General features: G+C 62.0%; 13 protein-coding genes. 5 read left to right on the top strand and 8 right to left on the bottom strand.

All coding sequences use genetic code 11. The annotated features are described in order from the left end of the window. Positions 1 to 25: 25 nt before the first annotated feature. The 5 genes from treY to glmS form a co-directional block, all read right to left on the bottom strand. Positions 26 to 2,338 (bottom strand): malto-oligosyltrehalose synthase, encoded by a 2,313-nt coding sequence (treY, locus tag LDN85_RS15225; RefSeq protein ID WP_223943459.1) that lies wholly within the window; start codon positions 2,336 to 2,338, stop codon positions 26 to 28. After that, positions 2,335 to 4,617 (bottom strand): glycogen debranching protein GlgX, encoded by a 2,283-nt coding sequence (gene glgX, locus LDN85_RS15230; protein WP_223943460.1) that lies wholly within the window; start codon positions 4,615 to 4,617, stop codon positions 2,335 to 2,337. Before glgX ends, treY begins: the two co-directional genes overlap by 4 nt. 68 nt (positions 4,618 to 4,685) lie before the next feature. After that, positions 4,686 to 6,263 carry an NAD(P)H-hydrate dehydratase gene (locus tag LDN85_RS15235; RefSeq protein WP_223943461.1) on the bottom strand — a complete coding sequence of 526 codons (1,578 nt, stop codon included), beginning with the start codon at positions 6,261 to 6,263 and terminating at the stop codon, positions 4,686 to 4,688. 17 nt (positions 6,264 to 6,280) lie between these two features. Continuing rightward, positions 6,281 to 6,628, bottom strand: a complete 348-nt coding sequence (locus LDN85_RS15240; RefSeq protein ID WP_011775548.1) for a holo-ACP synthase — start codon at positions 6,626 to 6,628, stop codon at positions 6,281 to 6,283. A 4-nt stretch (positions 6,629 to 6,632) separates the two neighbouring features. Further along, entirely contained in the window at positions 6,633 to 8,516 is a 1,884-nt protein-coding gene (gene glmS, locus LDN85_RS15245; RefSeq protein ID WP_026539843.1) for a glutamine--fructose-6-phosphate transaminase (isomerizing), read from the bottom strand. A gap of 139 nt (positions 8,517 to 8,655) precedes the next feature. Here glmS and coaA point away from each other — a divergent pair, with 139 nt between their 5' ends. Both coaA and LDN85_RS15255 read left to right on the top strand, forming a co-directional pair. Next, on the top strand, positions 8,656 to 9,627 hold the full coding sequence (coaA, locus tag LDN85_RS15250) for a type I pantothenate kinase (protein WP_026539842.1): 972 nt from the start codon (positions 8,656 to 8,658) through the stop codon (positions 9,625 to 9,627). Between the two features lies 1 nt (position 9,628). Continuing rightward, on the top strand, positions 9,629 to 10,498 hold the full coding sequence (locus LDN85_RS15255; protein ID WP_026546279.1) for a M15 family metallopeptidase: 870 nt from the start codon (positions 9,629 to 9,631) through the stop codon (positions 10,496 to 10,498). A gap of 66 nt (positions 10,499 to 10,564) precedes the next feature. Here LDN85_RS15255 and glmM read toward each other — a convergent pair whose 3' ends face one another. The 3 genes from glmM to rplM form a co-directional block, all read right to left on the bottom strand. Continuing rightward, positions 10,565 to 11,929, bottom strand: coding sequence for a phosphoglucosamine mutase (gene glmM, locus LDN85_RS15260; protein ID WP_026539840.1), 1,365 nt, complete (start codon positions 11,927 to 11,929; stop codon positions 10,565 to 10,567). A 156-nt stretch (positions 11,930 to 12,085) separates the two neighbouring features. After that, the gene (gene rpsI, locus LDN85_RS15265; RefSeq protein WP_035760464.1) at positions 12,086 to 12,592 is read right to left on the bottom strand and encodes a 30S ribosomal protein S9; all 507 of its coding nucleotides are present in this window, start codon (positions 12,590 to 12,592) and stop codon (positions 12,086 to 12,088) included. A gap of 39 nt (positions 12,593 to 12,631) precedes the next feature. After that, on the bottom strand, positions 12,632 to 13,075 hold the full coding sequence (gene rplM, locus LDN85_RS15270; RefSeq protein WP_024817563.1) for a 50S ribosomal protein L13: 444 nt from the start codon (positions 13,073 to 13,075) through the stop codon (positions 12,632 to 12,634). A gap of 287 nt (positions 13,076 to 13,362) precedes the next feature. On the opposite strand from rplM, the gene LDN85_RS15275 reads away from it, so the two are divergent. From LDN85_RS15275 to LDN85_RS15285, 3 genes are all read left to right on the top strand, one after another. Continuing rightward, positions 13,363 to 14,007 (top strand): prepilin peptidase, encoded by a 645-nt coding sequence (locus LDN85_RS15275; RefSeq protein ID WP_026546281.1) that lies wholly within the window; start codon positions 13,363 to 13,365, stop codon positions 14,005 to 14,007. Between the two features lie 322 nt (positions 14,008 to 14,329). Next, positions 14,330 to 14,524: a Flp family type IVb pilin gene (locus LDN85_RS15280; protein WP_026546282.1), complete on the top strand. Its 195-nt coding sequence runs from the start codon at positions 14,330 to 14,332 to the stop codon at positions 14,522 to 14,524. Between the two features lie 94 nt (positions 14,525 to 14,618). Beyond that, complete coding sequence (locus LDN85_RS15285) at positions 14,619 to 15,026, top strand: TadE family protein (protein WP_026546283.1); 408 nt, start codon at positions 14,619 to 14,621, stop codon at positions 15,024 to 15,026. Positions 15,027 to 15,080: the final 54 nt, after the last annotated feature.

The following is a 15,080-nucleotide window of genomic DNA, read 5'->3' on the forward strand; positions in this document are numbered from 1 at the left end:
GTTGCAGTGATGGTTTGATGTGGGGTCAGTCGGTGGGGACCAGCAAGGCCACGGGATACTTTTCCAGCAGCGTCTCCAACAAGATGTTGCCGGCACCGTACGTGGCTCCGGTGAGTTCGTCACGGACGTTTCCGGATACCTCGATTGCGGTGCCCCGCCAGCCACCTTCCCGGGCAAGCCGTTTGGGCAGGCGCGTGGCCACAGTGAGGGCACCGCGGCCGGCAGCGCCGCGATCAAAGGCCACCACGTGGCCGGCTGCGGCCCCGTGCACTCCTACCGGCGTGTATCCGCTGAAGAGTTCAGGCCGGTCACGCCGCAACCTCAGTGCCCGTGACACCACCAACAGCTTGGCCGCCTCATCCGTGAAAGCCGGTGAGGCCCCGTTGTCCAACTCCGCCAGCGCGGTTATACGAGCCTGGAAGTCGACAGGGCGCCTGTTGTCCGGGTCGGTGAGGGAACCGTCCCTGAATTCGGTGCCCTGGTAGACATCCGGCACACCGGGCATGGTCAGCTGGACCAGCTTGGCCGACAATGAGTTGGATGTTCCATGGGGTTCCAGCTCAGCGACAAAGTTGGTCAAGGCTGCTCCAACTTCAGGCGAATCAAAGACGGAGTCGACGGCGGCCGCCAGGTGACGTTCGAACTCCTGGTTGGGGTCGGTCCAGTTGGTCGAATTCCCCGCCTCACGTGCAGCCTTCAGGGCGTAGGACTGCAGGCGTCCGCGATCTGCAGGCCAGGCACCGACGATCGATTGCCATACAAGGGCAGCCAAGGGACCGTCAGGGATGGGGGCCAACTCCTGGACGGTGCCCAGGAACAGTTCCCATTCAGGGACGGCCTCGGAGATGACCGAGATACGGGCCCTTGCGTCCTCGCTCCGCTTGGTGTCATGGGTGCTCAGTGTGGTCATGGAGAGCGGCAAAGCCTGCTGCCTGCGGGCCATCCGCCTATGGAAGACGTCGGTGGATACCGCGAATTCCGTCGGATCTGCTCCCACTTCGGTAAGGGTCCCCAGCCGGCTGTAACGGAAGAAGGCGGTATCTTCCACCCCCTTGGCCATGACCATTCCGGAGGTCTGCTGGAAACGTTGTGCCAAAGCACCGGAGGAATCCATCAGCAGTGGCGTCAGGAGCTCCAGCACCTCATTGAGGTCAGCACGGCTTTCCCCGGCACGACGGATTGATTCGGCCAGGACATCCTTGCCGTAAGGAAGGTAGGTGCGGTAAATGGGGAAGCAGCAGATGACTTCGGCGATCGCATCGGCAACTTTCTCCGCCGGCAAGTCCATGGACGGTGGCACCAATCGCGCCAACCGGAGGATTTCCGAACGCAGGATTCCGTCGGCGATCCGGCGCTTGGTCCCATGGATCATCGCAGCGTAGTTCGCCGGGGATTCCGCGTCCCGCAACCTGGCGTCGAGGGAATTCAGGTATTCCTCTGCGGCCGGATCCACGAAGAGCCTGTCGACGTCGGCAAGGGCGTCGTAGCCGGTGGTCCCTTCACACTCGAAGGTGTCCGGCAGTTCTTCTCCGGGTTCAAGGATCTTTTCGACCAGCAAGTAGGCCCCACCGGTTGCTTCCCGCAGCCGGGCGAGGTAACCCTCGGGGTCGGCGAGCCCATCCGGGTGGTCGATCCGCAACCCGTCCACCAGTCCTTCGCGGAACCAGCGAACGATCTCCTCGTGGGACTCGTCAAAGACCCAAGGGATTTCGACACGCAGCCCGGCGAGGGTGTTGACGGCGAAGAACCGGCGGTAGTTCAACTCAGCGTCCGCCCGGCGCCAACCCACCAGTTCATAGTGCTGCCGTGCATGGACTTCCCGCGGGTTGTCCCCGGAGGTATAGGTCCCCTCGGCCAGGGGGAAGCTGTGATCGTAGTAGCGCAGTTCGCCGTCCACCACCGACAACCCGTCAAGGTCGTCATCGCTTCCCAGTACAGGGATGCGGATCTTGCCTCCGCCGAAGTCCCAGTCGACGTCGAAGGCCTCCGCGTACTTTGAACCGCGGCCTTCCTTCAGCAACTGCCACCACCAGGCATTTTGCTTCGGTGAAGCAACACCCATGTGGTTGGGCACGATGTCAGCCAGGACGCCAAGGCCCTTTTCCTTCGCCGCCTTGGACAGCGCCGAAAGCCCTTCAGGGCCTCCGCGGGAAGGATCGACGGTTGAAGGATCGGTCACGTCATAGCCGTGATCCGAACCCTCTTCCGCGGTCAGGATCGGGGAGACGTAAACCCAGTCGATGCCAAGCGAACGCAGGTATCCGGTGAGATCCGCTGCGTCCTGGAGAGTGAAACCAGCGCGGATTTGGAGCCTGTAGGTTGAGACGGGTGTCTTCATGAATCCGCCTTCTTCCCGTCACCTTCGTCATTGGTCCCCTCGGGTGCGGAGTCCTTGTAGTCGAAAGGCAGCGATGTCACGGCAGGAGCCGTGATGGACGCGTTTTCCGGTGTGCTGGTCTGCGTCAGGGCAGCAAGGGAGGCCGCCACGGAGTGGTCGGGTTCAATTTCCGGAGTGCTGTGGGCCCGCAGGACCACCAAGGACTTCCCGCCGACCATCAGGATCTGGTCGGGCTTGACCACTCCCGCTTCAGCACCTTCTCCGGCGGTGTCGATCATGACGTCCCAGGCTGCGGCGTACTCATCCGAAGGAATCCGGAAGCCGACTTCTTCCTGGTCTGCGTTGAAATAGAGCAGGAAGTTGACGTCCGTGATGCGACGGCCCTGCGTGTCCTGGCCATGGATGCCATCACCGTTGAGGAATACGCCAACGGACCGACCCAAGGCTTCATCCCAGTCCGACGGGCTCATGGTGCTGGCGTCCGCGTCAAGCCATACGATGTCGGGCAGTCGCTCGCCTTCGCCTCGCAGGACCGGCCTGCCGTCGAAGAAGCGGCTGCGACGCAGGCTCGGATGTTTGGCCCGGAGGGCACTGACGGCGGCCGTGAACTCGATCAGGGGCTGGTCCACGTTGTCCCAGTTGATCCAGGTCAGTTCCGAATCCTGGCAGTACCCGTTGTTGTTGCCGTTCTGGGTCCTGCCGAGTTCATCGCCGTGCAGGAGCATGGGGACGCCCTGAGACAGGAACAGCGAGGCGATGAAGTTGCGCTGCTGGCGCGCCCTCAAGCCAAGGACAGTGGGATCATCCGTGGGACCTTCGGCCCCACAGTTCCACGAGCGGTTGTGCGATTCGCCGTCGTTGTTGCCTTCGCCGTTGGCCTCGTTGTGTTTCTCGTTGTAGGAGACGAGGTCCGCCAGGGTAAAACCGTCGTGGGCAGTGACGAAGTTGATCGATGCCACCGGGCGGCGGCCCGAGTGCTCGTAAAGGTCCGCGGAGCCGGTGAGCCGGGACGCGAATTCGCCCAGGGTTGAGGGTTCGCCGCGCCAGAAGTCACGCACGGTGTCGCGGTACTGGCCGTTCCATTCGGTCCATTGCGGCGGGAAGTTGCCCACCTGGTAGCCGCCGGGACCAACGTCCCATGGTTCGGCGATGAGCTTCACCTGGGAAACCACGGGGTCCTGCTGGATGAGTTCGAAGAATGTGGAGAGTTTGTCCACATCGTAGAATTCGCGGGCAAGCGTGGATGCGAGGTCGAAACGGAACCCGTCCACGTGCATCTCGGTGACCCAGTACCGCAGGGAGTCCATCAGCAACTGCAGGGAGTGCGGGCTGCGGACATTGAGTGAGTTGCCGGTGCCGGTGTAGTCCATGTAGTACTTCTGGTCGTCTTCCACCAGGCGGTAGTACGCGGAGTTGTCGATTCCCTTGAACGAGAGGGTCGGTCCAAGGTGGTTTCCTTCGGCTGTGTGGTTGTAGACCACATCAAGGATGACTTCGATTCCGGCGGTGTGCAGTGCCCGCACCATGGCCTTGAAGTCCTGGACCTGCTGGCCAGTGTCACCTTTGGAGCTGTAGCTGTTGTGGGGGGCAAAGAACCCAATGGTGTTGTAGCCCCAGTAGTTGTTCAGGCCCTTGTCCTGCAGGATGCCGTCATTGACGAATTGGTGCACCGGCATGAGCTCGATCGCCGTGATTCCCAGCTTCTGCAGGTGGGAAATAACCGCCGGGTGCGCGACGCCGGCATACGTGCCGCGCTGCTCCTCCGGCACCTCGGGATGCATCTGGGTAAGGCCTTTGACGTGGGCCTCGTAGATCACGGACTTGTGATATGGAATCCGCAGCAGCTTGTCGCCGTCCCAATCGAAGAACGGGTTGATGACGACACCCAGCATCATGTGCGGTGCCGAGTCCTCGTCATTGCGGGAGTCCGGGTCATCCATGTTGTAGGAGAACAAGGATGGATCCCAGTCGATCTGCCGGTGGATGGCCTTTGCATAAGGATCCAGCAGCAGCTTATTGGGATTGAACCTTTGGCCGGCGTCGGGGTCGTAAGGACCGTGCACCCTGTAGCCGTACTTTTGTCCGGGTTGGACCTGCGGCAGATAACAGTGCCATACGTAACCATCAACCTCGGTAACTTCTACGCGGACTTCCCCGCCGTCGTCGTCGAAGAGGCACAATTCCACTTTTTCGGCCTTCTCGCTAAACAGCGCGAAGTTGGTGCCGGTGCCGTCAAAGGTGGCACCCAGCGGATAAGCCGATCCAGGCCAGACTTCCATGCGTTCTCCTCTTGATGATGCGAACAACTGTTGCAAGCCTACTCATGACCCCGACAACGACAGTAACCTTAGGGTCTTGTTCGGTCGTATTCCGCGCTGAGCGAACCAATCACACGCGGTATCGCCGACATGATCGCGGAAGCTGTAAGGGGCCCTCCGTTGAATTCTTCCGAAGCCTGCGATCCAGCCCGCCCGTGAAGGCTCGCAGCAACGGCAGCCAATGCAGCCCAGCGGTCCTCAACGTCCAGGCCCAGGCCGGCATATGCGCCGTCGTCGTCCTTGATGGATTCCGCGCTTTGGGCGAGCAAAGCGCCCAGGATACCGGCCAGGACATCGCCACTGCCTGCGGTCGCCATCCAGGCCGTGCCTTCGGACTGGCTGAAAACAACGCCCGACGGCGACGCCACCAGTGTGGTGGCTCCCTTCAGGAGCACCGTGGCGCCGGTTTGTTGTGCGGCCTGACGTACCCAGTGCAGCGGTCGCGATTCCACGTCCTCCCGCGTCACGGCCATCTCACCGGTTGAGGGCAGCGACTCGAGGAGAGTGGCCAGTTCTCCAGCGTGTGGCGTCAGGATCCAGTGGGCCGGGCAGTGGTCCGGCAGGAGGCTTAAAGCACCTGCATCCACTACCACGGGCAGATCCGCGGCCAAGGCAGTCGCAGCAGCGGACCTGGCCCGCTCAAGCTGCTCTTCCCCATCGACGCCGGAGCCCAGCAACCATGCTTGGACCCGGCCGGGTTTCTCCGGTTCCCACAGAGCTTCCGGGGTTTTGGCCAGCACCAACTGCGCTACCGCTTGGGGACCGGCGTAACGCACCATCCCGGCGCCCGCGAGGGCCGCCGCATGGACGCCCAGGACAGCGGCACCGGCAAACCGCACCGAGCCCGCCACAACGCCCAGGACACCCCGCGTGTATTTGTGTGCCCGGCGTCCGGGACGGGGCAGCACTGCGGAAATTTCTGCAGAAGTGAGGCGGCGGAGCTCCGGCCGGGTGGATTCGAGCAACTCTTCAATGCCGATGTCCACCACCTGGACCCGGCCCGAACAGCCTTCCCCCGGGTCGGTCATGAGGCCTGCTTTGACGCCGCCAAACGTCACCGTAACGTCCGCATCCAGCACAGGCCAGTGGACTTCGCCTGTGGTGGCATCCAGCCCGCTGGGCAGATCGCAGGCCACTACCAAGGCGGGACGCAGTTCCTGAAGGGAAGCAATAAGTTCCGCGGAGGTCCCACGGAGGCCTCCACGGGCACCCGTGCCAAGCAGGGCATCAATGATCACGTCATTTCCTGCGCATACGACTGCGAGTTCCTCAGCGTTCCCCGGCTCGAGGTAGAGGGTCCGACCACCGGCTGCCTTGAAGGCTGCCAACGCCTCGGGATGGACTTCAGCAGCGGCGAGGACCGCCGTCGTGCGCATTCCCTGGCGTGCCAGCAGCGCTGCCGCAAAGAGGCCATCGCCACCATTGTTGCCCTTGCCTGCCAGGACGGTGACGCTGGCACCGGCCAGCCGGCGCCGTGTCCTGACTTCGCGTGCTACGGCCTGGGCCAGCCCATAGGCTGCCCGTTGCATGAGAACAGCGCCCCCACCGGCGTCCAGGTACGGTTGTTCCGCATCCCTGATCTGTTGTCCGGTGAAGGCGCTGATCATTGTTCTTGAGAGTCCGCTTAGCCCTCGGCGAGCACAGTGGCCGTGGCAATGCCACCGTCATGGCTCATGGACAAGTGCCAGCGCTTGACGCCCTTGGCCTCAGCCACTGCCAGCACCGTGCCCTTGACCTGGACCGTGGGGCCGTTCTCATCGAGGCCAATCCAGCAGTCCTGCCAGTTCATGCCCGCGGGGGCACCCAGAACCTTGGCCACGGCTTCCTTGGCCGCAAAACGGGCAGCCAGGGAACGGGTGTTCAATTCCCGTTCGGCAGGAACAAACAGCCGATCCCGGAGCCCGGGCGTCCGCTCCAGCTGCCTGCCGAACCGCTCGATGTCTACGACGTCTACGCCAATGCCAACAATCATGGCGTTATTCTACGGTCACGCTCTTGGCGAGGTTGCGCGGCTGGTCTACGTCGTAGCCCTTGGCGCCGGCCAATTCAGCGGCAAAGATCTGCAGCGGAACAGTGGTGAGCAGCGGCATCAACAGGGTGGGCGTCTCCGGTACGTAGAAGACCTGCTCTGCGTAATCCTTGACCGACTCGTCGCCTTCTTCGGCAATGACCAGGGTGCGCGCACCACGTGCACGGACTTCCTGGATGTTGCTGACGACCTTTGAGTGCAGGGAGTCGCGGCCACGCGGGGACGGAACCACGACGAAGACCGGCTGGCCATCGTCGATCAGGGCGATCGGACCGTGCTTGAGCTCGCCGGCAGCGAAGCCTTCAGCGTGGATGTAGGCGATTTCCTTGAGCTTCAAGGCGCCTTCCAGGGCAACCGGGTAGCCCACGTGACGGCCAAGGAACAGCACGGACTTTTCGTCCTTCATGCTGCGCGCGAGCTCGCGCAGGGGCCCTGCGTTGTCCAGGATGTGCTGGATCTTGGCGGGGATCTTGTTGAGGTCCGCCAGGACGTCCTTGATCTGGCCCGAGAAGATGTTGCCGCGCAGCTGGGCAAGGTACAGGCCCAGGAGGTAAGCGGCCGTGATCTGCGCCAGGAATGCCTTGGTGGAGGCAACCGCGATTTCCGGGCCGGCGTGCGTGTAGAGCACGGCGTCGGATTCGCGCGGGATGGTGGAACCGTTGGTGTTGCAGATGGAGATCGTCTTGGCGCCTTGTTCACGGGCGTAGCGGACGGCCATCAGGGTGTCCATGGTCTCACCGGACTGGCTGATGGAAACCACCAGGGTGTTGGAGTCCACAATCGGATCGCGGTAGCGGAACTCGTGGGCGAGCTCCACCTCCGTGGGGATCCGGCACCAGTTCTCAATCGCGTACTTGGCCACCAGGCCGGCATAAGCCGCGGTGCCGCAAGCGAGCACGATGATCTTGTCAACCTGCTTGAGGAGTTCGGGGTCGATGCGGACCTCGTCCAGCGTCAGCTTGCCATCGAGGTCCGAGCGGCCCAGGAGGGTCTGTGCAACAGCGTCAGGCTGATCGTGGATTTCCTTCTCCATGAAGGAGTTGAAGCCACCCTTTTCGGCCGATGCCGGGTCCCAGTCGACGTGGTATTCCTTGCCTTCGGCAGGAGCGCCGAAGAAGTCGGTGATTTCCACGGAGTCCGCGGTGATGGTGACGATCTGGTCCTGGCCCAGTTCCACGGCGCGGCGGGTGTAGTCGATAAAGCCGGAGACGTCCGAGCCGAGGAAGTTCTCTCCTTCGCCCAGGCCAACCACCAGCGGGGAGTTGCGGCGGGCAGCTACGACGACGTCGGGCTGGTCTGCGTGGACTGCAAGAAGGGTGAAGGCGCCTTCAAGGCGCTGGCAGGCCAGGCGCATCGCTTCGGTGAGGTTTCCGCCGTCGCCATTGAGCTGGGTGCGGAAGATATCGCCAACAAGCGCGGCGGCAACTTCGGTGTCGGTTTCGGACTCGAAGGTAACGCCCTTTGCCAGGAGCTCCTGCTTGAGTTCAGCGAAGTTCTCAATGATGCCGTTGTGAATAAGTGCAAGGCGGCCGCCATCGGAAAGGTGCGGGTGCGCGTTGCGGTCGGTCGGGCCACCGTGGGTAGCCCAACGGGTATGGCCGATGCCGGTCAGGGATTCAGGAACTGGATTTGCTTCCAGTTCACCGATCAGGTTGCTCAGCTTGCCGGACTTTTTACGGGATGAGATTTTCCCGTCAGCCACCACTGCGACGCCAGCGGAGTCATAGCCGCGATACTCAAGACGACGCAGCCCTTCCACGACGACGTCAAGGGCGCTGTGACCAGCTGCCTTGCGAGACGAATTGCCAACATAGCCTACGATTCCACACATGGGTACTAGCCTAACGGCTAGCGCAAACAACTGACGTGGGACATCCCAGCTCTTCCCCTTGCCAGTATGATGTCCAACCCTCACAATTCACCCTCCCGTCGTCGCGCATTTCCTGTTCCGCCTCGCGGAGGGCAGAATCATGAGCGTGACTTTGCAACGCACCGAAGCTAATGGCGACGGCGCTTCCCCGTTTGTAGAGCTGGACCGTCAAACGTGGTCCAGGCTTGCAGCGCAGATGGAGCAGCCCCTCAACGAAGAGGACATCTTCCGTCTCCGCGGACTCGGCGACCCCTTGGACATGAAGGAAGTCAGGGAGGTCTACCTCCCCCTTTCCCGGCTCCTGCACCTGTATGTACAGGCTTCGCACCAGCTCCATGCAGCCACCACCACGTTCCTGGGCGAACAGACCCAGCGCACACCGTTCGTGATCGGCGTCGCCGGCTCAGTGGCCGTTGGCAAGTCCACCATCGCCCGCGTGCTCCGCGAAATGCTGCGGCGCTGGCCCGGGACCCCCAATGTGGAACTCATCACCACGGACGGATTCCTTTATCCTTTGGCCGAGCTGAAGCGCCGGCACCTTTTGGAGCGCAAAGGTTTTCCCGAGTCCTACGACAGGCGCGGACTGCTTCGCTTCGTCTCCGAAGTCAAAGGTGGCGCGGAAGAAGTGCGGGCGCCGTGGTATTCCCACGTAACGTACGACATCGTGCCGGGGAAGGAAGTCGTGGTGCGGCGTCCCGACGTCCTGATTGTCGAGGGTCTCAACGTCCTGGCTCCCGCCCGTCCCCGCATGGACGGCAAGCAGGGACTGGCAGTCAGCGACTTCTTCGACTTTTCCATCTACGTGGACGCCAAAACCTCCTACATCGAGGAATGGTACGTGGACCGTTTCCGCAAACTGCGCACCACCGCATTCGCGCAGCCGGAATCCTACTTCCACCGCTACGCCACGCTGTCCGATGACGACGCCGAATCCACCGCACGCGGCATCTGGAAGCGCATCAACGAACCAAACCTCGAAGAAAACGTGCTGCCAACACGCGGGCGCGCCCAATTGGTGTTGACCAAGGACGCAGACCACTCCATCCGCCGGATGCTGCTGAGGAAGGTCTAGCGTGGCCGACTCCCATAAGCTCCCGAGCCGGCGCGTTTTTACAGGCTTGCTCACCGCCGGAGCTGGAATGGCGGCATTGGCTGCGTGCACACCTGAGAAGGCTGTCCCCTCCCCCGTAGCTGCAAACGCCGCCAGTGAAGCCGCTGCGCCGTCTGCAGCCCCCTCCAGCGCCCCCGCTACGGAGTCTGCGGCTGTTTCCCCGTCCCCCAGCGCGGAGTCCCCCACCGCGGCACCATCCAGTTCGGCACCGTCCAGCGCCGTTGCACCCCAGCATTCCCTCACTGACCCCGCCAGCCCTTGGGTGATCGTCAACAAGCACCGCCCACTGATCCCTCAGGACTTCGTCCCGGCCGATTTGGTCCAGCCGAAGGTCCGACTCGCCGTCAGCGGCGAAGCTTCCCTGCTTAACAGCACGACGGCGGCTGCCGCGGAAAAGATGTTCGGCGCGGCGGCAACAGAGGGCATCATCATGACCTTGGCTTCGGGCTACCGTTCCTACTCCACCCAAGTGGCCACGTACGGAGGGTACGTCGCCAGCACGGGGCAGGCGGCTGCGGACCGCGCCTCAGCCCGCCCGGGTCACTCCGAGCACCAGACGGGCTGGTCCTTCGATATCGGCGACGGGGGTGGAGCCTGCAGCTTCCAGCCGTGCTTTGCTGAGCAGCCCTCGGCGGTCTGGGCCAAGGCCAACGCCCACAGGTTCGGTTTTGTGGTCCGCTATCCCTGGATGCTCCACGACACCACCGGGTACTTCTACGAGTCCTGGCACTTGCGGTATATCGGCGTGGAAGCGGCAACCGACATGGCCACGCGCGGCATTGCCACCCTGGAAGAGTACTTCGGGCTCGAAGCAGCCCCGGACTACCTCTAAGCCCTTAAACAGCGTCGGCCCGCTCCCCTGGCGTCCAGGGTGCGGGCCGATGCTCATTCAAACTTCCTAGACGGTCATTTCGCTGGACACGCCCAGTCGTTCTTTGACCACTGCGGCAAGACTGTTGCAGATGCGCTCAGCTGTTTCCATATCAGCGGCTTCCACCATGACACGGACCAAAGCTTCAGTACCTGACGGGCGGAGCAGCACGCGGCCGGTCTCACCCAATTCCAGCTCGGCGGCAGCAACAGCCGCTGCCACGCCTTCGTCGGTGCCGGCGCGGGCCTTGTCGACGCCCTTGACGTTGATCATCAGCTGCGGGAGCTTGGTCATGGCCGTGGAGAGTTCCTTGAGGCTGCGGCCGGTCAGGGCGACCTGCGCCGCGAGCTGCAGGCCGGTCAGGACGCCGTCGCCTGTGGTGGCGTAGTCGGAGAAGATCACGTGGCCGGACTGTTCCCCGCCAAGGTTGTAGCCGCCGTCGCGCATTTCTTCCAGGACGTAGCGGTCGCCGACGCCGGTTTCACGAATGGTGATGCCGGCGTTCTTGAGGGCAATCTTAAGGCCGAGGTTGCTCATGACCGTGGCCACCAGGATGTTGTCCTTGAGCTTCCCTGCATCATTGAGGGCCAGCGCGAGGATGGCCATGATCTGGTCACCATCCACTTCATTGCCTTCGTGGTCCACGGCAAGGCAACGGTCGGCGTCGCCGTCGTGGGCTACCCCAAGATCTGCACCGTGCTTGACCACGGCTTCCTTCAGCGGGCCCAGGTGTGTGGAGCCCACACCTTCGTTGATGTTCAGGCCGTCCGGCTCAGCGCCGATCACTACAACATCAGCGCCGGCGTCCTTGAACACCTGGGGCGAGCAACCACTCGCTGCACCGTGGGCACAGTCGAGGACTACTTTGAGGCCGTCCAGGCGCTTGGGCAGCGTACCCAGCAGGTGCACGATGTAGCGGTCCTCAGCGTCGGAGAAGCGCTGGATGCGTCCGACGTCGGCTCCCACGGGGCGCTGCGGCTCTTTGCCAAGCTGTGCCTCGATGGCGTCTTCGACGTGGTCCGGGAGCTTCTGGCCGCCGCGGGCGAAGAACTTGATCCCGTTGTCCGGCGCGGGGTTGTGGGAGGCCGAGAGCATGACGCCGAAATCGGCGTCGAGGTCTGCCACCAGGTAAGCGGCCGCAGGGGTGGGAAGAACACCGGCGTCATAGACGTCGATTCCGGAGCTGGAAAGCCCGGCTTCCACGGCGGCTGCGAGGAACTCGCCACTCGCTCTGGGGTCCCTGGCGACGACGGCGCGCGGCCGCTTGCCATTGGTTGTGCGGTCATGGCCGAGTACGACGGCGGCGGCCTGTGCGAGCTGCATAGCCAGCTCGGCGGTGAGCAATCCGTTCGCGAGACCGCGCACGCCATCTGTTCCAAATAATCTAGACATCGGCTCAAGTTTAGACGACTACGGGACACCATCAGTTCAGGGGCGTGTCGGAGCGTCATATGGACGGGCTTCAACGGTGGGTGTTTAACGGCGAAAGCCCGCCCCGCCGAAGTGGCGGAACGGGCTTTCGATACCCCCGCAAGGGGGCCAAGCAGATTAACGCTTGGAGTACTGCTGGGCCTTGCGTGCCTTCTTGAGACCAGCCTTCTTACGCTCGATGACGCGGGCGTCACGGCGCAGGTAACCGGCCTTCTTGAGGGTGGCGCGGTTGTTGTCGACGTCGATCTCGTTCAGCGAGCGAGCAACACCGAGACGCAGTGCACCGGCCTGGCCGGAGATGCCACCGCCGTGGATACGGGCGATAACGTCGTAAGCGCCTTCAAGATCAAGGATCTTGAAGGGCTCGTTGACATCCTGCTGGTGCAGTTTGTTCGGGAAGTAGTTGTCCAGCGTGCGGCCGTTGATGGTCCACTTGCCGGAACCCGGAACAACGCGAACGCGTGCAACGGCTTCCTTGCGACGGCCAACAGCTGCACCGGCAACGGTCAGTGCCGGGCGCTCCTTCTTGGGCGCATCTTCAGCAGATGTGCTTTCAGAGGTGTAGCTGGTGAGGGTTTCCTCAGCCTCGACGGCTTCGGCGGTCAGTTCTTCGTTCTGAGCCACGGTTCTCCTTGTAATAAAAAGTTTAGTTGGTGGCCAGGACTACTGGGCGACCTGGGTGATTTCGAAAGTCTTCGGCTGCTGTGCAGCGTGGGGGTGCTCAGCGCCACGGTAGACCTTGAGCTTGCCCAACTGCTGTGCAGCGAGAGAGTTCTTGGGGAGCATGCCCTTGATGGCCTTCTCAACAGCGCGAACCGGGTTGGATTCCAACAGCTCGGCGTAGTTGACGGAGGTCAGGCCGCCCGGGTAACCGGAGTGGCGGTATGCGCGCTTCTGCTCCAGCTTGGCGCCGGTGAGGGCAACCTTTTCAGCGTTGATGATGATGACGAAGTCGCCCATGTCCATGTGGGACGCAAAGGTCGGCTTGTGCTTTCCGCGCAGCAGTGTTGCGGTCTGGCTGGCAAGACGACCAAGGACAACGTCGGTGGCGTCAATGACGTGCCACTGGCGGTTGATATCGCCGGGCTTCGGGGTGTACGTACGCACGGTTTTGCCTCGTTCTTGTTCTGGCGTTCATGTTTTAGGCGACACGCAGTGAGGCGTGTACCTACTATGTATGCGCTACCGGAGCAGAGGTGAGGGCTCTATGTACCAGTCATCCCAGGATCTCGATATGCCCCAGGAGTTAGCGATCCTGCAACTGGATCCCCCGCAAGGCATGTGTCATCGAGATAGGACACGCACAACGACTCTAAACAATACCTTCAACGGGGCGTCCGGGTCAAAATGGGGTAACCGCCCCTGGGGGCAGCGCGCTGATTAAGGGAGAGCACATGACCGACGGGGCCGCCTTTCCCTTCGTTATCGCCCTCGCCGGCTTCCTCCTAAGCCCGGCCGCCGAGTGGCTCATCTCGGCGAGGCTGCCGCGGCTCGGCAGCCTCCCTCCACTAAGGATCCGGACCACGACGGCGGCTGTCACCTCGCTGCTGTTCGGCTTGCTCGCATGGCGGTTTGGCTTTTCTCCCGAGTTGCCGGCTTTCCTTTTGTTGGCCGTTCTTGGCGTGCAACTTTCGCGGATCGACTTCGCCCTGCATTTGCTGCCCAACACCCTTATATTGATGCTTCTTGGCGGCGGGCTGCTGCTCCTTGCGGCGTCCGCGGCCCTTGCCCCTGGATGGCCGGAACTCTTCCGGGCCCTCGCAGGAGGGGCCATTTTGTTCGCAGGCTACTTAATTCTTGGCCTTCTTTCGCCCGGAAGCATCGGAATGGGCGATGTGAAGCTCGCCGCGCCCCTGGGACTGTACTTGGGGTACTTGGGTTGGCAGCAAGTACTCTTCGGGGGACTACTGGGATTCGTGGTGGGCGGGGTGCTCACGGTACTGATGTTGCGCTTGCGACGCGCGGAAAAGCCTAAGGAAACAGCCCACGGACCGGCAATGATCATCGCGGCCATCAGCGTTGCCCTGGTCATGAACTGACCTGACTGGGTACGCACTTAACTCCGGGTCTGCCACTCCCCCAATTAATAAGGCAGCTTTCGAAACCAAGTAGTTTCGACCCCTTTTTACTCCAGAACTGAGTACTGGCCACCTTCTTTGAGTGGCCGCGGGTAGCGAGCCCTCCCGCAAGTCGAGTACGGCTACGCATTGTCGCAGCTGCCTCCCAGGGTGAATTCTTATCTCATCGAATTCCGGACCGCTAAAGGCAACATGGGGGTAGTTCGGAAGTCGAAGCAAATTCCGATAATTTGCTGGACCTATAACCTGTTTCGCAAATCATTTTTCTGGGAAGGATTTTCCAATGTCTGCTTTTATGCTTTCTGTTACCTCGTACATTGCCGGCGTCAAGGCCCGCCTCACCTCCGAAGAGAAGGGCGCGACGATGGTTGAATACGGCATCATGGTCGCCGGCATCGCGGCACTTTGCATCTTCGCCGTATTTGCCCTCGGCAACCAGGTACTGGCGCTCTTCAACGGCCTCGACCTCACCCCGTAGCGGTATCAACTTTGGTTGGTCTCGGCATCGATGAGTCGAGACCAACCAAACTTCTTTAACACGGTTTCTACCCGGATCTGGGACTGGAGAGAACATGAAATCGGAGACAAGGGAACGAGGGGCGGCTGCCGTCGAAATGGCCATTGTGCTTCCCCTGCTGTTGTTGATTCTCCTGGGAATCATGGAGTTTGGGCGCGCGTACAATGTCCAGGTTTCCCTGACACAAGCAGCTCGCGAAGGCGCCCGCTACGCCGCAGTTCACTATGACGAAGGTGCCCTGGACGTTACAGGAGCAGCCCTGGCCGGAGCGCCGGCTCTTGAAGGCCTGGGCGTCACCGTCACCAACAATGCGTCCAGTTGTGCACCTGGATCAAACGTCGAAGTAACAACCAGCGTGTCACTTCCCTCCATGTCAGGATTCTTGGACTCAGGCTTCTTCGGTCCTTCCGGAATATTTCCACTGAACATGACAGGGGTCGGGGTGATGAGATGCGGTGGCTAATTCAAATTTCACGGAGGATCCGCGCAACAACTGACAAGGACAGTAGTGAACGTG

The sequence above is a fragment of the Arthrobacter sp. StoSoilB20 genome, from assembly GCF_019977295.1.
Lineage (GTDB): Bacteria > Actinomycetota > Actinomycetes > Actinomycetales > Micrococcaceae > Arthrobacter > Arthrobacter nicotinovorans_A.